The 18,333-nt window shown below is 67.1% G+C and carries 25 protein-coding genes; 16 read left to right on the forward strand and 9 right to left on the reverse strand.

The genetic code is table 11. The features are described 5' to 3' along the window. The first annotated feature begins 48 nt into the window (after positions 1–48). From astD to JWN21_RS12445, 9 genes are all read left to right on the forward strand, one after another. On the forward strand, positions 49–1,461 hold the full coding sequence (gene astD, locus JWN21_RS12405; RefSeq protein WP_299650543.1) for a succinylglutamate-semialdehyde dehydrogenase: 1,413 nt from the start codon (positions 49–51) through the stop codon (positions 1,459–1,461). Then, the gene (locus tag JWN21_RS12410; protein ID WP_299650546.1) at positions 1,458–2,498 is read left to right on the forward strand and encodes an acyltransferase; all 1,041 of its coding nucleotides are present in this window, start codon (positions 1,458–1,460) and stop codon (positions 2,496–2,498) included. The genes astD and JWN21_RS12410 overlap by 4 nt, the downstream gene beginning before the upstream one ends. A 57-nt stretch (positions 2,499–2,555) precedes the next feature. Further along, complete coding sequence (locus JWN21_RS12415) at positions 2,556–2,819, forward strand: hypothetical protein (protein ID WP_299650549.1); 264 nt, start codon at positions 2,556–2,558, stop codon at positions 2,817–2,819. Between the two features lie 207 nt (positions 2,820–3,026). Further along, the gene (locus tag JWN21_RS12420) at positions 3,027–3,281 is read left to right on the forward strand and encodes a hypothetical protein (RefSeq protein WP_299650552.1); all 255 of its coding nucleotides are present in this window, start codon (positions 3,027–3,029) and stop codon (positions 3,279–3,281) included. A gap of 67 nt (positions 3,282–3,348) precedes the next feature. Then, the gene (gene cobA, locus JWN21_RS12425) at positions 3,349–4,140 is read left to right on the forward strand and encodes a uroporphyrinogen-III C-methyltransferase (RefSeq protein ID WP_299650555.1); all 792 of its coding nucleotides are present in this window, start codon (positions 3,349–3,351) and stop codon (positions 4,138–4,140) included. Continuing rightward, complete coding sequence (locus JWN21_RS12430) at positions 4,137–4,433, forward strand: DUF2849 domain-containing protein (protein WP_299650558.1); 297 nt, start codon at positions 4,137–4,139, stop codon at positions 4,431–4,433. The genes cobA and JWN21_RS12430 overlap by 4 nt, the downstream gene beginning before the upstream one ends. Next, positions 4,433–6,061: a nitrite/sulfite reductase gene (locus JWN21_RS12435; RefSeq protein WP_299650561.1), complete on the forward strand. Its 1,629-nt coding sequence runs from the start codon at positions 4,433–4,435 to the stop codon at positions 6,059–6,061. Before JWN21_RS12430 ends, JWN21_RS12435 begins: the two co-directional genes overlap by 1 nt. Beyond that, positions 6,054–6,512 (forward strand): DUF934 domain-containing protein, encoded by a 459-nt coding sequence (locus tag JWN21_RS12440; protein WP_299650564.1) that lies wholly within the window; start codon positions 6,054–6,056, stop codon positions 6,510–6,512. Before JWN21_RS12435 ends, JWN21_RS12440 begins: the two co-directional genes overlap by 8 nt. After that, positions 6,505–7,254, forward strand: coding sequence for a phosphoadenylyl-sulfate reductase (locus JWN21_RS12445; RefSeq protein WP_299650567.1), 750 nt, complete (start codon positions 6,505–6,507; stop codon positions 7,252–7,254). The genes JWN21_RS12440 and JWN21_RS12445 overlap by 8 nt, the downstream gene beginning before the upstream one ends. A gap of 38 nt (positions 7,255–7,292) precedes the next feature. Here JWN21_RS12445 and JWN21_RS12450 read toward each other — a convergent pair whose 3' ends face one another. Together JWN21_RS12450 and JWN21_RS12455 are read right to left on the reverse strand one after the other, a co-directional pair. Then, on the reverse strand, positions 7,293–7,946 hold the full coding sequence (locus JWN21_RS12450; RefSeq protein WP_299650570.1) for a hypothetical protein: 654 nt from the start codon (positions 7,944–7,946) through the stop codon (positions 7,293–7,295). Between the two features lie 71 nt (positions 7,947–8,017). Then, a complete protein-coding gene (locus tag JWN21_RS12455) occupies positions 8,018–9,511 on the reverse strand; it encodes a replicative DNA helicase (RefSeq protein WP_299650573.1) in 1,494 nt (497 codons plus the stop codon). Between the two features lie 98 nt (positions 9,512–9,609). On the opposite strand from JWN21_RS12455, the gene JWN21_RS12460 reads away from it, so the two are divergent. Genes JWN21_RS12460 through dcd form a run of 4 tightly spaced genes read left to right on the forward strand, consistent with a single transcriptional unit; the run spans position 9,610 to position 11,777 of the window. Continuing rightward, a complete protein-coding gene (locus tag JWN21_RS12460; RefSeq protein WP_299650576.1) occupies positions 9,610–10,092 on the forward strand; it encodes a UPF0262 family protein in 483 nt (160 codons plus the stop codon). 2 nt (positions 10,093–10,094) lie between these two features. Further along, a complete protein-coding gene (locus JWN21_RS12465) occupies positions 10,095–10,766 on the forward strand; it encodes a GH25 family lysozyme (protein WP_299650579.1) in 672 nt (223 codons plus the stop codon). Then, a complete protein-coding gene (locus tag JWN21_RS12470; protein WP_299650582.1) occupies positions 10,763–11,194 on the forward strand; it encodes a cytidine deaminase in 432 nt (143 codons plus the stop codon). The genes JWN21_RS12465 and JWN21_RS12470 overlap by 4 nt, the downstream gene beginning before the upstream one ends. Positions 11,195–11,225: 31 nt before the next feature. Beyond that, positions 11,226–11,777: a dCTP deaminase gene (gene dcd / locus JWN21_RS12475; RefSeq protein WP_299650585.1), complete on the forward strand. Its 552-nt coding sequence runs from the start codon at positions 11,226–11,228 to the stop codon at positions 11,775–11,777. A gap of 3 nt (positions 11,778–11,780) precedes the next feature. Here dcd and JWN21_RS12480 read toward each other — a convergent pair whose 3' ends face one another. Beyond that, the gene (locus tag JWN21_RS12480) at positions 11,781–13,184 is read right to left on the reverse strand and encodes a DUF418 domain-containing protein (protein ID WP_299650587.1); all 1,404 of its coding nucleotides are present in this window, start codon (positions 13,182–13,184) and stop codon (positions 11,781–11,783) included. Between the two features lie 100 nt (positions 13,185–13,284). Continuing rightward, a complete protein-coding gene (locus JWN21_RS12485; RefSeq protein WP_299650590.1) occupies positions 13,285–13,434 on the reverse strand; it encodes a hypothetical protein in 150 nt (49 codons plus the stop codon). On the opposite strand from JWN21_RS12485, the gene JWN21_RS12490 reads away from it, so the two are divergent. Both JWN21_RS12490 and JWN21_RS12495 read left to right on the forward strand, forming a co-directional pair. Next, positions 13,433–13,885 carry a hypothetical protein gene (locus tag JWN21_RS12490; protein ID WP_299650593.1) on the forward strand — a complete coding sequence of 151 codons (453 nt, stop codon included), beginning with the start codon at positions 13,433–13,435 and terminating at the stop codon, positions 13,883–13,885. The genes JWN21_RS12485 and JWN21_RS12490 overlap by 2 nt on opposite strands. Further along, the gene (locus tag JWN21_RS12495) at positions 13,849–14,040 is read left to right on the forward strand and encodes a hypothetical protein (RefSeq protein ID WP_299650596.1); all 192 of its coding nucleotides are present in this window, start codon (positions 13,849–13,851) and stop codon (positions 14,038–14,040) included. The genes JWN21_RS12490 and JWN21_RS12495 overlap by 37 nt, the downstream gene beginning before the upstream one ends. Here the strand turns inward: JWN21_RS12495 and JWN21_RS12500 are convergent. The 4 genes from JWN21_RS12500 to JWN21_RS12515 form a co-directional block, all read right to left on the reverse strand. Beyond that, entirely contained in the window at positions 14,037–14,195 is a 159-nt protein-coding gene (locus tag JWN21_RS12500; protein ID WP_299650599.1) for a hypothetical protein, read from the reverse strand. The two genes, JWN21_RS12495 and JWN21_RS12500, sit on opposite strands and share 4 nt — an antisense overlap. A 171-nt stretch (positions 14,196–14,366) precedes the next feature. Next, positions 14,367–14,756 carry a 50S ribosomal protein L19 gene (rplS, locus tag JWN21_RS12505; RefSeq protein WP_299650602.1) on the reverse strand — a complete coding sequence of 130 codons (390 nt, stop codon included), beginning with the start codon at positions 14,754–14,756 and terminating at the stop codon, positions 14,367–14,369. Then, positions 14,753–15,487 carry a tRNA (guanosine(37)-N1)-methyltransferase TrmD gene (gene trmD, locus JWN21_RS12510; RefSeq protein ID WP_299650605.1) on the reverse strand — a complete coding sequence of 245 codons (735 nt, stop codon included), beginning with the start codon at positions 15,485–15,487 and terminating at the stop codon, positions 14,753–14,755. The genes rplS and trmD overlap by 4 nt, the downstream gene beginning before the upstream one ends. After that, positions 15,487–16,983 (reverse strand): serine hydrolase, encoded by a 1,497-nt coding sequence (locus tag JWN21_RS12515; protein WP_299650608.1) that lies wholly within the window; start codon positions 16,981–16,983, stop codon positions 15,487–15,489. The genes trmD and JWN21_RS12515 overlap by 1 nt, the downstream gene beginning before the upstream one ends. Before the next feature lie 86 nt (positions 16,984–17,069). On the opposite strand from JWN21_RS12515, the gene JWN21_RS12520 reads away from it, so the two are divergent. Next, positions 17,070–17,978, forward strand: coding sequence for an NAD(P)/FAD-dependent oxidoreductase (locus JWN21_RS12520; RefSeq protein WP_299650611.1), 909 nt, complete (start codon positions 17,070–17,072; stop codon positions 17,976–17,978). Between the two features lie 25 nt (positions 17,979–18,003). Here the strand turns inward: JWN21_RS12520 and rimM are convergent. Continuing rightward, positions 18,004–18,333, reverse strand: a 330-nt coding sequence (gene rimM / locus JWN21_RS12525; protein ID WP_299650614.1) for a ribosome maturation factor RimM, incomplete at its 5' end; no start/stop codon positions are given.

Raw genomic sequence — 18,333 nt, forward strand, 5'->3', positions numbered from 1 at the left:
AGGAGAAGCTTGCCCCCGCCACCGCACACCGGCAATACCGCCCCACCCATGGCCGAAGAGCTCCTTTCCCACGAACCCGCGACCGGCGCGCTGCTTTGGCGTTCCCCGGTCGGCGACGTTGACGAAGAGGTAGCGGCCGCGCGCGCCGGCTGGGCCGGCTGGGCCGCGCGCCCGGTCGCGTTCCGCATCGAAACGCTGCGCCGCTTCGCCAACACCGTGCGCGCCCGCGCCGATGCGTTCGCCGACCTGATCGCGCGCGAGACCGGCAAGCCGCTGTGGGAGGCCAAGACCGAGATCGACTCGGTCGTCGCCAAGGTCGATATCTCCGTCAGCGCCTATGCCGAGCGCACCGCCCAGCGCCGGCTCGACTCGCCGATGGGCGCGCGCACGTCCGTGCGTCACAAGCCGCACGGCGTGCTCGCGGTGCTCGGCCCGTATAATTTTCCCGCGCACCTGCCCAATGGCCACACCGTCCCCGCCCTGCTCGCCGGCAATGCCGTCGTCTTCAAACCGTCGGAAAAGACGCCCGCGACGGGCGCGTTCCTAGTCGAGTGCTATCATGCCGCCGGCGTCCCCGCCGAATGCATGCGCCTCGTCATCGGCGGTCCGGCGGCCGGCAAGGCGCTGGCCGAGCACCCCGGCATAGACGGCCTGCTCTTCACCGGCTCCGCGCGTACGGGCCTGGCGCTCAACCGCGCTTTTGCGAACAAGCCGGAGAAGATCCTCGCGCTCGAAATGGGCGGCAACAACCCGATCGTCGTCTGGGACACGCCCGACGTCGACACCGCCGCCACGATCGTGGTGCAATCCGCCTTCACCAGCGCCGGCCAGCGCTGCACCGCCGCGCGCCGGCTGATCGTGCAAGACGCGCTCTACGACCCGCTCGTCGCCGCGATCGACAAGCTCGCCGGTCGGCTGATCGTCGGCGCACCGCACGACGATCCACAGCCCTTCATGGGTCCGGTGATCGACAATCCCGCCGCCGACGGGCTGCAGGACGGGTTTGTCGGCCTGCTCACGCGCGGCGGTCGCGTCATCCGGCACCTGGTGCGGAGCGATCCCGACCTGCCGTTCCTGTCACCGGCGATGATCGACGTCACCGACATGCCTGACCGGCCCGATGCCGAGCTGTTCGGCCCGATCCTGCAAGTGTTTCGTGCGCACGATTTCGACGAGGCGATCGAGGAGGCGAACGCGACCCGCTACGGCCTGGCCGCCTCGCTGATCTCTCAGACGCCAGCTCTCTACGACCGCTTCTGGGCCGGCATCCGCGCAGGCGTCGTCAACTGGAACCGCCCCACCAATGGCGCGCCCTCCAACGCGCCGTTCGGTGGCGTCGGCTGGTCGGGTAATCATCGCCCGTCCGCCTATTACGCTGCCGATTACTGCGCCTATCCGGTTGTTTCGAGCGAAGCCGAGGCCGCCCGCGCCGCGATCGGCATCGGCCTGCGAGACCCGTGACGCCCGCGCCGTCGCGACCGCGACTGCATGCGTTACAATATCTGCGCGCGCTGGCCGCGATCGCCGTGCTGATCTTCCATGCGGGCCAGGCGAGCGGCTTTCAGCTTCACCTCTTCGCGCTGGGCGTCGATCTGTTCTTCGTCATCAGCGGCTTCTTGATGGTAGCGATCACCGACGCGCACTCGCGTCCCGGCCCCTTCCTGCGCGATCGGGTGATGCGGGTGGTACCGCTATACTGGATCGCTACGCTGGCCTGGGTGCTGCTACGGATCGCAGCCGGCGGCCCCCCGCCAGACCTCGGCCACCTGCTTGGCTCGCTACTCTTCATTCCGGTCGCGTCGCGGCATTCGGGCAGTTATCACTTCCCGGTGCTCGAGCTCGGGTGGACCCTGAATTACGAGATGGCGTTCTACGTCGCGTTCGCGGTGTCGCTGTTCGTCGTCGCGCGATGGCGCCTGCCGCTGCTGACCATGCTGTTCGTAATGGCGGTGACGGCGGGTCAGTGGGCTAGGCCAGGATCGGCGGCCCTGGCCTTCTGGAGCGGGCCGATCATCCTGGAATTTCTCGCGGGTGCATGGTTGGCGCGCTGGTGGAGAGGCGGCTGGGTGCGCCGGCCCCGGCTGGGGTGGGCGCTGGCGCTGGTCGGCGCACCGCTGACCCTCAAACTGATCATGAGTGGCGCTGCATTGTTGCCCGCTTCGATGCACCTGGACCTGCGCGCCTTGAGTGCGCTGCCCGCGGCCATGGTGCTGGCCGGAGCCTTGTTGATCGCGGGGGGCGGCGCAATGCACAGTCGCTGGCTGTCGGGACTGGGCGATGCGAGCTATTCGATTTATTTGTGGCACAAACCCGCGATCTTCGTTGCCGGACTGGTGCTCGCGCGGTTCGGCATGACCGGCGCGTCCTCGCTCGCAACTCTCGCGATCGCCGGTTTGGCCGCCGGTCTGGCCGGATACTGGCTGCTCGAGCGGCCCTTGCTGATCGTGCTCCGCCAACGTCGCCACGTCGCCGGATCGCCGGTTCCTGCCAGTGTTTGACGTTCGCCCTCGCGCTGCCGTGCCACCGGTGATCCCTGCGCGGCCGAGGTGACGAGAATGGAGAAAGCGCAGCCGACGGGCGCGTCGCCGCTTCGGCGGCAGCTCGCGGCGATCGCATGGCTGCGCGCTGCGGCGGCGCTGGCGGTGATCGTCGGCCACGCCGCTCCACTCGCGGGTGTTCACCTCCATATCACCAGCTTCGCGCTCGACCTGTTCTTCGTCGTATCTGCTTGCCCCGCTGTTCTTCCTCCCCACGGCCCCATCCGGCGGCGGGTGGCCATATTTCCCACTGCTCGATGTCGGCTGGACGCTCAATTATGAGGCACTATTCTACCTGCTTTTCGCCGGCACACTGATTGTCCCGCGCCGACTCCAACTCTCGCCACTCGCGGCGATCTTCGTAGGAGTCGCCCTCGCCGGTCTGATCCTACAGCCAACTGCGGTTTCGCTGCGCTTCTGGAGCAATCCGATCGTCCTGGGGTTTCTTGGCGGGACCGCGCTCGGCACCCTATGGCGGGGGGGCACTGGTTGCGGCCAAGGCTCGGTTCGGTCCTGATCGCGTTGGCGCTGCCGCTGCTGCTGGTCGTCGTCCCCGCAGAGATCATGGTCATGGCCCGGATCGCCGTGCCCGGGCCATTGGCCCTCGCGGTCGCGGTCGCGGGTGGCATCGCCGCCGGACTGATCGCCTATGTCGTCGTCGAGCGCCCGCTGATGAACAAGTCCGCGAGCGCCGACGCCGCGGCGCCCTGGCCCGGCTTGCCCCGGCCGGGCCGTAGTGGATAGCTCGGCTAGTGGCGCGCGAAGCATCCGCTTGCTTGAACCCGGGCCGGTGCGGGCGCATTTGGCCTTCATGGCAACGCTCCTAGATCCGCACGCCCGTGGCCGCGTTATCCTCGTCGGAGCCGGTCCCGGCGACCCTGGCCTGCTGACCGTCCGCGCGGTCGAGGCGCTGAAGGCCGCAGACGTTATCGTCCATGATGGGCTGATCGACGCGCGTGTCCTCGATATTCCGTCCGTGACTGCGCAGCGCATCTGCGTGGCCAAGCGGCGCGCCCGACACACGCTGCCGCAGGAGGCAATCAACGCGCTGATCGTCGCGCATGTGAAAGCAGGCGCGATCGTGGTGCGGCTGAAGGGCGGCGACCCGTTCATCTTCGGTCGCGGCGGCGAGGAGGTGGAGGCGGTGCGCGCCGCCGGCCTGCCGGTCGAGGTCATCCCGGGCGTGTCGGCCGCGCTCGGCTGCGCAGCGGAGGCGATGCTGCCGCTGACGCACCGCGATCACTCGTCCGCCGTCAGCTTCGTCGCCGGCCAGTGCAAGGGATTGGCGGATCAGGATTGGGCGGGCCTCGCCGGTCAGAGCCGCACGCTCGTGATCTACATGGGCGTCGCAACCGCCACCGACATTGCCGACAAGCTGATCGCCGACGGCGTCGCACCCGACATGCCCGTCGCTGTCTTGGAGCGCGGCACCTGCCCCGGTGCCCGCGCGCTCAAGACGCTGCTCGCCGACCTCGGCCCGATGATGGAGCGCGAGAAGGTGTGCAGCCCGGCGATTATCGTCGTCGGCGAGGTAGTCGAATTAAGCGACGCGCAGGACAAATTGGCGCGGTGGGCTCGCGTCGCGGAAGGCGCACACGCATGAAACTCCTCACCGGCAATGACCTGCCCACCGGCGACGTGATCTGGTGGACCGGCGAAGGCTGGTCGCGCCACGTCGAGGATGCCGCCGACGTCGGCACCGGGGGCGAGCCGATTGCCCAAGCGGAGGAAGGTGCGCGCCGCGTCATCGCTGCCTATGTGATCGACGCAACGCTCACCGATGCCGGCCCGCGTCCCGCCCACATCAAGGACCGTGTCCGCGCGCTCGGGCCCACCGTACGGCTCGACCTGACCCTCAAACCCGCCGACCCACAAGCCGGCAGCTGGGTGATCTGATGTACAAATACGACACACACGATCAGGCGATCGTCGATGCCCGCGTCGACGAGTTCCGCGACCAGGTCGAACGCCGACTCGCCGGCCATCTGACCGAGGACCAGTTCAAGCCGCTGCGGCTGATGAACGGGCTGTATCTACAGCTGCATGCCTACATGCTGCGCGTCGCTATCCCCTATGGCACGCTCGACGGTCGCCAGATGCGGATGCTCGGCCACATCGCGCGCACCTATGATCGAGGCTACGGCCATTTCACCACGCGTCAGAATATACAGTATAATTGGATCAAGCTCGCCGATGCGCCGCAGATCTTGGCTGATCTCGCCACCGTCGAGATGCATGCCATCCAGACCAGCGGCAATTGCATCCGCAACATCAGCTCCGACCAGTTCGCCGGTGCGGCGGCAGACGAGGTGACGGACCCGCGCCCCTGGGCGGAGCTGATCCGCCAATGGTCGACCTTCCACCCCGAATTCAGCTACCTGCCGCGCAAGTTCAAGATCGCGGTGATCGCGTCCGAAACCGACCGTGCGGCGATGCGCCTCCACGATATCGGTATTCAGCTGGTCGAGCGCGACGGGGTGCTGGGCGCGCGCGTGTTCGTCGGTGGCGGCATGGGCCGCACGCCGATGATCGCGCCGGAGATCAAGGATTTCGTCACCGCCGACGAGCTTATGAGCTATCTCGAAGCGGCGTTGCGCGTCTACAACCGCTACGGCCGCCGCGACAACATCTACAAGGCGCGGATCAAGATCCTGGTCCATGAGATCGGTGCCGAAGAGTACCGCCGCCAGGTCGAGGAGGAGTGGGCACACGTCCGCGCACTTGGCATCGACCCGCCCGCCGCGGAGCTGGCGCGAATCACCGCAATGTTTCCGGATCCGCAATTTGAAGCGGCAACGGCCGATATCGATCGCAGCGATCCGGAGTTTGCCGTCTGGATCGACCAGAATATATCTGCCCACAAGCAGCCCGGTTACGCAGTCGTTAGCATCAGCCTGAAGTCCATCGGCGGTATTCCGGGCGACGCGTCGGCAGATCAGATCGACCTAATGGCCGACCTTGCGGAGCGGTACTCGTTCGACGAGTTGCGCGTCACTCACAGCCAGAACATCGTCCTGCCGCACGTACGCCGGGCCGACCTCCATGCCGTCTGGCAGGCGCTGAGCGCAGCGGGTCTAGCGGAACCGAACCTTGACCTGATTACCGACATCATCGCCTGCCCCGGCCTCGACTATTGCAGCCTCGCCAATGCCCGCTCAATTCCGCTGGCGCAGAAGATCGCTACCCGCTTTGCCGATGGCGGTAGACAGCGCGAGCTGGGCGAACTGAAGCTCAAGATCAGCGGCTGCATCAACGCCTGCGGCCATCACCACGCCGGCCATATTGGCATCCTCGGCGTCGATCGGAAAGGCACGGAGAATTATCAGCTCCTGCTCGGCGGCTCCGGGGCGGAGGACGTCAGCCTCGGCAAGATCACGGGCCCTGGCTTCTCCGAAGACGGCGTAGTCGACGCGATCGAGCGCGTCACCGACCGTTACCTCGCTACCCGCGAACCCGGCGAACGCTTCCTCGACACCTATCGCCGGGTCGGCATGGAGCCATTCAAGGAGGCGATCTATGGATGACGCCGAGCAGACCACGATCGGCGGCGAGCCTGCCTTGCGCTTCCGCGACGACATCGAGCATCAGGAACCGGCGGTCACGCTGGAGGCGTTCCTCGACGGCCAGACCAACGCCAACGCCGTTCGGCTGGAGGCGGGCGACGACGCGCGCGCGTTGTTGCCGCATCTGACCCGGCTGGCGCTGATCGAGGTCAGCTTTCCCTCGTTTCGCGACGGTCGCGGCTATTCGGCTGCGCGCGTGCTGCGCGAGGCAGGCTTCATGGGCGAGCTGCGGGCGGCGGGCGACGTGCTGGTCGATCAGCTGCCCTTCATGCGTCGCTGCGGGTTCGACAGCTTCGCGCCCGAAGCGGAGATCGACTCAGCGGCGCTGGGCCGCGCGCTGGATCGGTACACCGAAAATTATCAGCGCGCCGCGGATGCGGCCATGCCGGTGTGGAAGCGTCGACATGGCTGAGGCCGCGCGTCGGCTCGACCTGATCGATCTCGGTCTTACCTACACCGCCGAGGACGCGATCACCTATGAGCGCCGCTTCGCCGGGGTCGCCGCGCCCGACATGCTGCGCGTGCTGCTCACCAGTGAACTGGCCGGTCGCATCGCGGCGGTTTCGTCGTTCGGGGCTGAATCGGCGGTGCTGTTGCACATGGTGGCGTCCGTGGATCGCGATACGCCGGTGGTCTTCACCAACACCCAGAAGATGTTCGGCGAGACGCTCGCCTATCGCGACGAGCTTGCCGAACGGCTGGGCTTCACCGACCTGCGCGTCTATCGCCCTGATCCCCGCCTCCTCGCTGCGCGCGACAAGACCGGTCTGCGCTGGTCCTATGATCCCGACGGCTGCTGCGAGCTGCGGAAAGTGGAACCGTTGCGTCGCGCGCTTGCGCCGTTCGATGCATGGATCAGCGGTCGCAAGGGCTTCCAGGCCGGTACGCGCGCGGCACTCCCCCGCTTCGAGGCGGACGAGGGGCGGCTCAAGATCAATCCGCTGGCGGACTGGTCAAAGGACGAACTCGACAACTATTTCGCCACCCACGACCTGCCGCGCCACCCGTTGGAGGCACAGGGCTTTCGCTCAATCGGCTGCGCGCCCTGCACGTCGAGAACCCTGCCTGGCGAAGATCCGCGTGCGGGCCGCTGGCGTGGCTGGGACAAGGTCGAATGCGGCATTCACAAGCCGGGCGAGGAGCCGGTGTTCTGACACTGCGACCGGCGGCTAGACGCCGCCGGCCGTTCGAGTCACTTCGTACTGAGGGTGGTCGTCGTCCGCTGGGTAACGGCAGCGCGAACGGCGGGTTTGCGCTTGACGATGCGCCTGACGACCCGGCGAGGTGCCGCCCGCACGCTTGCTCTGGCGGCGACCGGCACGACGCGGGTCGTCTCCGTCGTGACGGTCGCGGTAGCAGCCGGCGCGGGAGCGGGTGCCGCGACGAACACTGGCGGTGCCGCGCGCGCCGCGGCGGCGTCGGCCTGTGCGGCGGTGGCGGCCTGCTCGGCAGCGGCGGCACGCGCATTGGCATCAGCGGCGTCGCGCTGAGCGGCACTGGCGGATGCCTGTGCATCAGCCTGCGCCGACGTGGCGGCGGCGGCGCGGTTTCGCTCGGCAAGGCCGATCGCCGTGTCGGCGATTGTCTGGGCACGGTTCGCCTCCGCGATCGCGTCGCGCTCGCGGCCACTCTCCAGTCGCTCCTCGGCAGTTCGCAGCGCCGCTGCAGCTTCCGCCTGCATACGCGGCATCTCGCCGCCGCCGTTCAGCTTGGCGGAGACCTCGATCTTGGCACGGGCGGCGGCGATGGCGGACCGCGCGCGGTCACTCTGGCTCTGCGCAGCCACCGGGCTGGCAAGTGCGAGGATCAGCGCGGCGGTGCCGCCTAGAAGAAAGGGATTACGCATGAAGACACTCCTGTCGATGAACAGAGCGCCCCAACGGGTCTGACCATTGTTAAGTTCCTGCTCCCGGCCGCTCAGTACCCCGCGTAATCGCTGAACTTCGTCACCGTCGGATCGAACTTCAGCGTCACCTTGCCCGTCGCACCATGACGCTGCTTGGCGACGATCAACTCCGCCAGCCCATACACGCGCTCCATGTCCGCCGCCCATTTGGCGTGGTCGTCAAAGGTGCGGGAGTCGTCCCCTTCGCTGGGTCGTTTCGGCTCCTTCGCCGCGACGTAATAGTCTTCGCGATAGACGAACCACACCATGTCGGCGTCCTGCTCGATCGAACCGGACTCTCGGAGGTCGGAGAGCATCGGCCGCTTGTCCTCGCGCTGCTCGACAGCGCGCGACAGCTGCGACAGGGCAAGCACCGGCACGTTCAAATCTTTGGCGAGCGTTTTCAACCCGCGCGAGATCTCCGAAATCTCCTGCACCCGGTTCTCGTTCGAGCCCCGCGCGGAGCCGGTCAGCAGCTGGAGGTAATCCACCACTACCAGCCCGATCTCGTTATTGTGCCGCCTTTGGAGCCGCCGCACGCGCGTGTGCAGCGCACCGATCGACAGACCACCGGTATCGTCGATGAACAGCGGCAAATTCTCCAGCTCGGCCGCTGCCGACGCCAGCCGGCTGAATTCCGCGCGCGAGATCTTGCCCATGCGCAGCGATTCGGAGCTGATGCCCGACTGTTCCGACAGGATGCGCGTCGCCAGCTGATCTGCGCTCATCTCCAGCGAAAAGAAGGCGACCTTCGCGCCCACGGAGTCCGCCGGCGCGATGCCGTCGCGCATGTCGCGCATCCAGCGGCTGGCCGCATTGAAGGCGATGTTGGTGGCCAGCGACGTCTTGCCCATGCCGGGACGACCGGCCAGGATCATCAGATCGGAATGATGCATGCCGCCGATCTTGCCGTTGATCGACTCCAGCCCCGTCGTGACGCCCGACAGGTTGCCGCCCGACTGCAACGCGCGCTCCGCCATCTTGACCGCCATCGTGGTCGCCTGGGCGAAGGACTTGACGCTGTTCTCCGCGCCGCCGTCGCCCGCGACCTTGAACAGCTCCTCCTCCGCCAGCTCGATCTGCGCGCGCGGGTTGACCTCTTCGCTCGTGTCCATCGCGCGATCGACCAGCGTCCGCCCAACGGTGACAAGCGCGCGCAGCATGGCGAGGTCGTAGATCTGCGTCGCGAACTGCCGCGCGCCGATCAGCCCCGCGCCTGATCCGGTCAGTCCGGCCAGATAGGACGGCCCGCCCAGCTCCTTCATCCCCTCGTCGGCGTCGAACATCGGGCGCAGCGTCACTGGCGTCGCGAGCATGTCGTTCGACCGCAGCGTGCGGATCGCGGCAAAGATGCGGCCGTGCAGCGGCTCGTAGAAGTGCGCCGGCTCCAGCCGGTCGAGCAGATCGTCGGCCAACCGATTGTCGATCATCATCGCGCCCAGCATCGCCGCTTCCGCCTCGACGTTACGCGGCAGCTGCTGCGGCTCGGGGGCGGTTGGGAGAATCGGGAATGCGAGGGTGGCCATGCGTCCGCTCATACGCGCCACCGGTCGGGTCTCAAGCGAGCTGCGCCGGAATGCCGGGGATAAGTGACAGCCCGACCGGCCGCCGCTACGCAGCCCCAGTGGCCGATCCCCGCATCATCGACGTCCAGCTCGACGACCGCACCATCCTGTGGCGCTCTGCGGACGTCGAGCAGGAGCGGCGGATTGCGATCTTCGACCTGATCGAGGGCAATCACTTCGCGCCCCAGCGTCAGCATGCCGATGGCTATGCGGGTCCGTACCGGGTCGCGCTGTCGGTGGAGGAGGGTCGCCTCGTTATCCAGATCAAGCGCGAGAACGACACGCCGCTGGAGACGCTGGTGCTGGCGCTCGGCCGTTTCCGCCGCCCGATCCGCGACTATTTCGCGATCTGCGACAGCTATTACCAGGCCATCCGCCAATCGACTCCGCAACAGATCGAAACCGTCGACATGGCCCGGCGCGGCGTTCACAACGAGGCGGCCGAGCTGTTGCAGGAGCGGCTCGCCGGCAAGATCGAGGTCGATTTCGATACCGCCCGACGCCTGTTCACGCTGATCTGCGTGCTGCACATCCGCGGATGACGATGACGCCCTTCAGATTGGCTGCCGGTGCATTGCTGGTCGCGGCGTTGGTGGTGAGCGCTATCGCGCTAGCCGCGCGCTGGCACCCGTCGAAGCAGCGTTATCCGTTGCAGGGCGTCGATCTTGGCGAACGACCCGGTCCGGTCGAATGGGGCAGCGTGCGCGCGGCGGGGGCGGACTTCGCGTACATCGTGGCGACGGCGGGGGCTCGCACTCGAGACCCGTCGTTTGGGGAGAACTGGGAAGCGCTGCCGGCCGCTGGCCTGCGTCGTGGCGCGGTGCATCTCTATTCCCTCTGCGAAGACGGCGCGGCGCAGGGGGACGCCTTCAATGCGGTCGTGCCGCGTGCCGCCGATGCCTTGCCGCCTGCGGTCGACCTGTCCATGCGCGACGGCTGTACCGCGCCAGAACGCGGGCCGGCGGTCGCGGAGGGGGTGCGCGCTTTTGCCAAGCGGGTCGAGGCACATGCCGGAAAGCCGCTCATCCTGCGCTTGTCGCGTGCGGTCGAACGCCGGTACGGCCTGTCAAAGGCGCTCACGCGTCCGGTCTGGCTCACCGGCAATTTCCTGCGTCCAGGCTATGTCGATCGGCCTTGGCGACTGTGGCGCGCGAACGACGGGCGACAGATCGAAGGGGTACACGGCACGGTGAATTGGGTAGTCGTAGCGCCATGACGCAAGAGCAACTGATCGCCGCAGCCCGCGAGGCCGCACGCAACGCCTACGCGCCCTATTCGCGGTTCGCGGTCGGTGCCGCGGTGCTGCTCGCCGACGGCAGCGTCGTTTCCGGCGCGAATTTCGAGAATGCCAGCTATGGCCTGTCGCTTTGCGCGGAAACGGTCGCGATCGCCACCGTCAGCGCAAGCGGCCGGCTGGCCGACGTGCGGGCGATCGCGGTCGTCGGCGGTACCATGGGAGCACCCGGCGATGTTGCCGTGCGTCCATGCGGCCGGTGTCGTCAGATACTCAACGAGGCCGCACAGCTCGCCGACTGCGACCTGCCGGTTCATTGCGCGGGGCTCACTGGCGGGGCGGTCGTCAGCTATCACCTGTCCGAGCTGTTGCCCGACGCTTTCGGGCCACGCGACTTGGGCCTGGCTTGACGCGGAGCGCCGGCGCGCGCGACACGAGCCCATGATCCTCTCCGACGCCTCTATCCGTGATTACGCCCGCAGCCATGCGATGATCGAGCCGTTCGTCGAGGCACAGCGCCGCGACGGCTGCATCAGCTACGGCCTGTCCAGCTATGGCTATGACGCGCGGGTCGCGGACGAGTTCAAGATCTTCACCAACGTCGATTCGGCGATCGTCGACCCTAAGAACTTCGCGGCGAACAGCTTCGTCGATCGCAAGACCGACATATGCATCATCCCGCCCAACAGCTTCGCGCTCGCGCGCACGGTCGAATATTTCCGCGTTCCTCGCGACCTGCTGGTCATCTGCCTGGGCAAGTCGACCTATGCCCGGTGTGGGATCATCGTCAACGTGACGCCGCTGGAGCCGGGCTGGGAAGGGCACGTCACGCTCGAATTCTCCAACACCACGCCGCTGCCTGCGCGAATCTATGCCAACGAGGGCGCGTGCCAGTTCCTGTTCCTGCGCGGCGACCGGCCATGCGAGGTCAGCTATGCCGACCGGGCTGGCAAATACATGCACCAGCAGGGCGTCACGCTTCCCAAGTTGTGAGGGTCACGCAGCGACCGGCTCCCCGCCGCGCCCTTCGTGCGCGCGCAACCGGAACGGCAATCGACGCCCCGCGACCGCCGATCGCCACGCCCATTCCACCGGCGCGATGGCATGGTCCTTCACCCACCAGTTCGCCCACCACAACAGCAGCGCGTTGACGGCGAGCGCGGTGAGCATGAACGACGCCCAGCCCTGCTGACCGTACAGCCCCAGCCCCCAGGGCGGGTAGAGGATGAAGACGCAGATCAGCGTCTGCAGGATGTATATCGTCAGCGCGGTTCGTCCCGCGGCCTCGAACGGCTTCAGCAGGCGGCTGCCCACGACGCTCGCCAGCGCCATGTTGATCAGGCCTACATGACCCACCGTCATCGCGAGCCGCGCCAGTTCCGATGTAGCCTGGGACAGTCCGGTGGAGCCGTCGAACCGGGTCAAGTCGTAGGCGAACAAAGCGCGCAGCGGCAGGGCGGTCGCATAGCTGATCACCGTCAGCTTGGCGTAGAAGCTCATCGATCGCGCGCCCTGCAGGATGCCGAGCTTATACAACGCCGCGCCGATCAGCATCGTGGACGCGGCCTCCCAGACGAACAGGATCTCCAAGAACATCGCCTGGATGAAGAAGAAGGAGTCCCACGCGGATCGTACCCACTGTCCCGCGGTGCCCTGGCGCGCCTGGTCTTCCGCGACTACCCGCTGCTTGTCCTCGGCCTTGCGCTTCGCACGTTCGCCCGCCGCCTTGTCGGCATTGCCAAGTGTTTTGGCTTCGATGGTGGTGAGCGACTGGCCGGCGTCCCGCTTGACGCGCAGCTCGGTCGCCTGCCGCTCCTGCATCCGCGAAACCGTGATCCCTGCCCCGCCGCCCAGCAGCATGAACATGCTCAGGAGCAGGCCGAACACGATCAGCCAACGCGGACGGAACCGCCGGAACAGCGCCGCGACCAAAGCCGCGATGCCGTAGGTGTGCAGGATGTCGCCGGGCCACAGCAGCACAAACACGTGGATCAGACCGAACGCGATCAGCACGATGTTGCGCCACGCATAGCTCCGGAACACCTGCCATTTGCTCATGTGTGTGGCGGCGCGGTCGGTGAGGATCACCATTCCAGCGCCAAAGAGCATCTCCAGCAGCGCGCGTGCCGTGCCGTTGGCCAAAACCTCGCGAACCCACCAGCTGGCCTGGTCCGCGGCTGTCCAGCCATAGTGGCGCACATCGCCGAAGAAGGCGTGAAGCGAGCCGCCCATGCCGTTGATGTTCATGAACAGAATGGCGAGGATGGCGATGCCGCGCAGGATGTCGAGCGTGGCCAAGCGCGGCGCGCCGTCGGGTTCGGCAGGGGGAGGAAGTGCGACAGTCAGTCCGGCGTCGGTCATCCGCTTGTCCCCCGCAGCGCGCCGGGTTTCCGGCTTCACTGCGGTGCGTGCTAGCTCAACAACACACCCGCGACAAGCTGACGGATCGGGCGGCTGCGACGACTAGGCGACGATTAGGCGGCGAAGCCTGCTTGCCTCCTCATCCAAATGGGCGAACGATGCGCCGGTCACAGGGATCGAATGGGCAGAAACTGTCACCGGCAGCCAGGCACAAGGCGGCCAACGCGCCGATCGCCGTCGGCGTGCTCTTGGCCAGCGCGCTGATCGGGTATTTCCGGTCGATGGCCATGGCGATCGAGATCCTGCGCAACACCTCAACCGAATGGAAGACCTGCGACGAGAGCACGACGCTCAACATCACCTACGCATTGATGCCGTGGAAGGAGAAGCCCGGATCGTTGGAGGTCCAGCAGAACTGGCGCACCATCGAGCGCGAGACTCAGGCCCGTACCCGCACCATGATCGACACCTTCTTCAAGAAGCTCGAATCGGGACCACAGACCGCGAAGGACTATTGCGCGCAGATGCATGGGCTGCGCGAGTCCGCGACTCTGTCGGTCCAGCAGACGTTTGCCGATGCCGCCCAGGTCAATGCCCTCGTCGCACAGGAAGCGGCGCAGGGCGCGCGCGACCTGGCAAAGGTGCAGTTCGGCTGCACGCTAATCTTGGCAAGCACGGGGTGCATCTTGGCCATGGCGGCGCAGTGCCCGCGGTACTGGCGACGACCAACGTCGGCTTGAAGGCGGCTGCCGTCGGGCTGAGCTACAACATCGCCGGAGCGCTTATCAAGGACGGCGCGTCGTGGTCCAGCGCGCAGGCGATCGCCATTGAGGGCACCAAGACCGGCACCGGTGAAGCACTGGGCGGCGCCGAGAAGACGGCGCAGACCAGCTAGCCAAGACCGTCGCGCAGAAATGGCAGCAGATCGGCGCGACCGAAGCCAACATCAACAAGCTGAGCGCTGACATCGCGCGCAAGAGGAGCGAAAAGAAGATCGCCGCCTTGGGCGCGCAGAAAGCGGCCAAGGAAGCCGGCCTCAAGCGCGCGCAACAGGAGTTGGCCAAGGCCGGACGCAACAGCTGAAATGGACCGTCGCATCCAAGACCGTGCCGGTGCTGTTCCTGGCGCACGACGCCTGGAACGCCTGGAGCGATCTCTCAAGCGTTTACGAACAGACGCAATAGCAGCGCGGGGCGGCCAGCGCCGCCCCGCGTCGCCGAATCAGCTGGCGACGGTGCCCTTAGCCGGACGCGGATCGCGACGCTCGGCGATACGCGCCGACTTGCCGGTGCGGCCGCGCAGGTAATACAGCTTGGCGCGACGGACCGCGCCCTTGCGCACCACCTCAATCGCCTCGATCGACGGCGAGTAGAGCGGAAAGACGCGCTCGACGCCTTCGCCGAACGACATCTTTCGAACCGTGAACGACGACCCCATGCCGCGGTTGGCGCGCGCGATGCATACGCCTTCATAGGCCTGCACGCGGGTACGCTCGCCTTCGACCACCTTGACGCCGACGCGCAGCGTGTCGCCGGGACGGAATTCGGGAATGGCGCGTACGGCGGTCAGCTTGGCTATCTGCTCCGCCTCGATCTGCTGGATGATGTTCACTGGTCGTCTCTCTGTTCGTGCCGCGCGCCAGAGGGCGACTGGACCGGCGCGCCCCGATGGCGCTCCCAAAGGTCCGGCCGCCTTAGCCGTGTATCCTCGACCGCCCGTGCCTGACGCCAGGCGGCGATCTTCGCATGATCCCCCGATCGCAGCACTTGCGGGATCCTGCGCCCTTCCCAGGTTTCTGGTCGGGTATAATGCGGGTATTCGAGCAGCCCCGTTTCGAAGCTCTCGTCCACGCCGCTGGAAGCCGCGCCCATTACGCCGGGCAACAGGCGGATGCAAGCATCGAGCAGCACCAGCGCGCCGAGTTCGCCGCCGGACAGGACATAATCGCCCATCGACACCTGTTCCACGGCGCGGGCGTCGAACAGGCGCTCGTCGAAGCCTTCGAAACGGCCGCACAGGACGATGGCACCCGAGCCGGCGGCAAGGTCGCGCACTAGCCTTTGGGTAAGCGGTGCTCCGCGCGGTGTCATGGCGAGCACCGGACGCTCGTCCGCGACGCTGTCCAGGGCCGCCGCTACCACGTCCGCCCGCAGCACCATCCCCGCCCCGCCGCCCGCAGGGCTGCCGTCCACGGTGCGGTGCTTGTCGGCGGCGAAGTCGCGGATCTGCACCGCATCCAGCGACCAGCGACCTTCGCGCAGCGCCCTGCCCGCCAGCGAGTGCCCGAGCGGACCGGGAAACATCTCCGGGTACAGGGTGAGGACGGTGGCAGCGAACGCCATCAGGGCGCCGGGGTGAAGTCGAGCACCTGCAGGCTCAGGGTCGGGGTCGGTGCGCGCTGCACGCGGCCGGCGACACGCCCCTTCGTGCAAGTCCAACTAAAGCTGCCCTCCATGGCGGAGGTCGGCGCGATCGGCTCCGCCATCGCGCAATCGCCAACGCTCGCCTTCAGCGTGGCAATGTCGGCCCTCCGTCGGGTCACGTCGCGATCGAGGAGCACGTTGTCTGCCAACGGCGCGCGTTGCGGATCGCCGGCGGTCCAGGCAGCCTTCGCCACAGCGTAAGCCGCCGCCAGCCCGGAACCCACCGGGATCGCCCGGTCGGGGGCTAGTCCAGTCTCGCGCAGTGCCAGCAGCGCGCGCCATGCCTGCTGGCTCGCGCCGGTATAGGTGCGGTTGGTGAAGGCGAAGACGCCGACGCCCGCATCCGGCAGCATCGCGACGACCGAGCCGAAGCCCGGATAGCCCCCGCCATGGGTTACGACGCGGCCGAGGTCGCAATCGTCAACGACACTCCACCCCATCGCATAGCTGACCGCCTGCCGGCAGGGCGCGCCAAGCCCGACGGGGCGCGCCCGGGTGGTGGTGAAGTTCGAGCCACGGACGATCTCGCGCGCGGTGGCGCGGGAGACCGGCCCCGCGTCGGCCCCGTCGCGTGCCGGCCAGGCGTTCATCAGGAATGCGACCCAACGCCAATAATCGTTGGCGGTGGTCTCCATTCCGCCCATTGCCCCGAACGCACCGTCGGCCATGTCTGGCTCGCGCACCCAACGCTCGTCCTGCCAGCGAAAGCCGCGGGCGCGATCGGCGCCGGGCGCGGTGAAGATGTCGTAGCCGGTGCTGCGCATCTGCAACGGCGCGAGCAGCTGCTGACCTATATAGTCCTGATAGCGCACGCCCGACACGGTGCCGACGATCCGACCGAGCAGCGCATAGCCGTAGTTGGAATATTCCATCCGCAACCCCGGCGCGTTGGCGAACGGGACGCCGGCGCCAAGCATCGCCGAGAAGGAATCCTCTGATAGCGGCTGCTGCCGATCACCCCAAGGATTGTCCTCGACGAAGCCGGCGCTGTGGTGGAGCAGGTCGCGCACCGTGATCCTGGGGCTGTCGCTGGTCGGATAACGCCAGCCTCGCAGGTGCGGGACATAGGCTTCGGCGGGCGCGTCGAGCGACAGCTTGCCCGCGTCGCGCAGCTTCAGAATCGCCATCGCCGTAAAGGCCTTCGACATCGAAGCGATGCGGAAGCGGGTGTCAACCGTGGCCGGCAGCCCGCGCTCGGCGTCGCGCAGGCCGATGGCGCGGACGTGGAGAAGCCGTCCGTCCTTGACGATGCCATAGGTCATGCCGGGGACGCGCTTCTCGCGCACCAGTTCGGAGAAGATGGCGTCGACGCGGGCGACGGCTGCTTCGGTAGCTACCGACGGCGCAGGTTGCGCAGAGGCAGCGCACGGAACCGCGATTGCCATGGCTGCGGCGAGCAGTTTGATATTGCGCATGGGCCGTCCCCTCTGATTTATGGTCGGTGTTAGTCGTACGGCGGCACCGGTGGAACCCTGTCGCATGCTGAGCCATTCCATGCTGCATGATCGACTGCCTCGTGATCGGCGGTGGCCCCGCCGGGCTGACCGCCGCCATTTACCTCGCCCGCTTCCACCTCTCCGTCCGCGTCGTCGACGCGGGGCAGAGCCGGGTCAGTTGGATCCCGCGCACGCACAACCATGCGGGCTATCCGGGCGGGATCAAGGGCACCGACCTGCTCAAGCACATGCGCGATCAGGCGGAGGAGTTCGGCATCTCGGTCGAACACGGCTTGGTCGAGCACCTGGAACTGATCGAAGGCGGCTTCGCGGCGCGCATTACCGATAGTGAGACCATCGAGGCGCAAACGGTGCTGCTGGCGACCGGCGTGGTGAACAACAAGCCGCCGATCTCGCCCGAGCTTCATGACGTCGCCATGGCGCGCGGGCTGCTGCGCTATTGTCCCATCTGCGACGGCTATGAAGTCACCGACAAACGCGTCGGCGTGATCGGCAACCGCACCCACGGCTTCAAGGAAGCGATGTTCCTGCGCACCTATACCAAGGACGTGACGTTGATCGCGCCCGACGCCGATATCGAGCTGAGCGACGACGAACATGCCCGGCTGGCGGCACTGGGGATCGCAACAGTCGGTGGGCCGTGCGCGTCGTTGCGGGTCGACGACGACAAGATCGTCGCACCGACGCCCAAGGGCGAGTTTAGCTTCGACAGCATCTATCCCGCACTCGGCTCGGTCATTCGCTCAGAGCTGGCGATAGCACTCGGTGCGGAGGGCTCGTCCGACGGCTGCCTGGTGGTGGACGATCACCAGCGCACCAGCGTGCGCTGGCTGTATGCCGCCGGCGACGTCGTCAAGGGACTGGACCAGATCAGCCACGCGATGGGCGAAGGCGGCGTCGCCGGAGTGACGATCAGGAACGACTTGGCTGAAGTGCGGGAGCTGGCGCGATAAGGACGTATGCGCCCGGCACCGCGCCTTAACCCTCCACAAACGCTGGGTCGATTACAAGTCGCTCTGCGTTCCAGTCGGGCACAGCCTCGGGCCGCAGCGGGGCCATGAACGTCCTGCCGTCGAGGCGCTGAACCTCAATTACATCGCCGGCGCCAAAATCGCTGATCGCGACGATGCTGCCAATCGGATCGCCGTCGGGTGTTTCGACCGGCAGGCCGATGAGGTCGGCATGGTAAAACTCACCCTCCTCCAGCGGCGGCAGGTCGGCGCGCGAGACCGTTAACGTCCTGCCGCGCAGTGCCTCGGCCCCGGTCCGATCCGCCACTTCCGCAAACCGGGCGATCGAGCCGCGCAG

It is taken from the genome of Sphingomonas bacterium, from assembly GCF_028292945.1.
In the GTDB taxonomy this organism is placed as follows: Bacteria; Pseudomonadota; Alphaproteobacteria; order Sphingomonadales; family Sphingomonadaceae; genus Sphingomonas.

Excerpts from the sequence above, each read along its gene's own strand:
- JWN21_RS12455 (WP_299650573.1), bottom strand. The coding sequence starts at position 9,511 with ATGGCCACCCTCGCATTCCCGATTCTCCCAACCGCCCCCGAGCCGCAG.
- cobA (WP_299650555.1), top strand. The coding sequence starts at position 3,349 with ATGGCAACGCTCCTAGATCCGCACGCCCGTGGCCGCGTTATCCTCGTC.
- JWN21_RS12435 (WP_299650561.1), top strand. The coding sequence starts at position 4,433 with ATGTACAAATACGACACACACGATCAGGCGATCGTCGATGCCCGCGTC.
- JWN21_RS12450 (WP_299650570.1), bottom strand. The coding sequence starts at position 7,946 with ATGCGTAATCCCTTTCTTCTAGGCGGCACCGCCGCGCTGATCCTCGCA.
- JWN21_RS12415 (WP_299650549.1), top strand. The coding sequence starts at position 2,556 with ATGGAGAAAGCGCAGCCGACGGGCGCGTCGCCGCTTCGGCGGCAGCTC.
- JWN21_RS12485 (WP_299650590.1), bottom strand. The coding sequence starts at position 13,434 with ATGGCCATCGACCGGAAATACCCGATCAGCGCGCTGGCCAAGAGCACG.
- dcd (WP_299650585.1), top strand. The coding sequence starts at position 11,226 with ATGATCCTCTCCGACGCCTCTATCCGTGATTACGCCCGCAGCCATGCG.
- JWN21_RS12490 (WP_299650593.1), top strand. The coding sequence starts at position 13,433 with ATGGCGATCGAGATCCTGCGCAACACCTCAACCGAATGGAAGACCTGC.
- JWN21_RS12470 (WP_299650582.1), top strand. The coding sequence starts at position 10,763 with ATGACGCAAGAGCAACTGATCGCCGCAGCCCGCGAGGCCGCACGCAAC.
- JWN21_RS12515 (WP_299650608.1), bottom strand. The coding sequence starts at position 16,983 with ATGCGCAATATCAAACTGCTCGCCGCAGCCATGGCAATCGCGGTTCCG.
- JWN21_RS12440 (WP_299650564.1), top strand. The coding sequence starts at position 6,054 with ATGGATGACGCCGAGCAGACCACGATCGGCGGCGAGCCTGCCTTGCGC.
- JWN21_RS12520 (WP_299650611.1), top strand. The coding sequence starts at position 17,070 with ATGATCGACTGCCTCGTGATCGGCGGTGGCCCCGCCGGGCTGACCGCC.
- astD (WP_299650543.1), top strand. The coding sequence starts at position 49 with ATGGCCGAAGAGCTCCTTTCCCACGAACCCGCGACCGGCGCGCTGCTT.
- JWN21_RS12430 (WP_299650558.1), top strand. The coding sequence starts at position 4,137 with ATGAAACTCCTCACCGGCAATGACCTGCCCACCGGCGACGTGATCTGG.
- JWN21_RS12445 (WP_299650567.1), top strand. The coding sequence starts at position 6,505 with ATGGCTGAGGCCGCGCGTCGGCTCGACCTGATCGATCTCGGTCTTACC.
- JWN21_RS12465 (WP_299650579.1), top strand. The coding sequence starts at position 10,095 with ATGACGCCCTTCAGATTGGCTGCCGGTGCATTGCTGGTCGCGGCGTTG.
- trmD (WP_299650605.1), bottom strand. The coding sequence starts at position 15,487 with ATGGCGTTCGCTGCCACCGTCCTCACCCTGTACCCGGAGATGTTTCCC.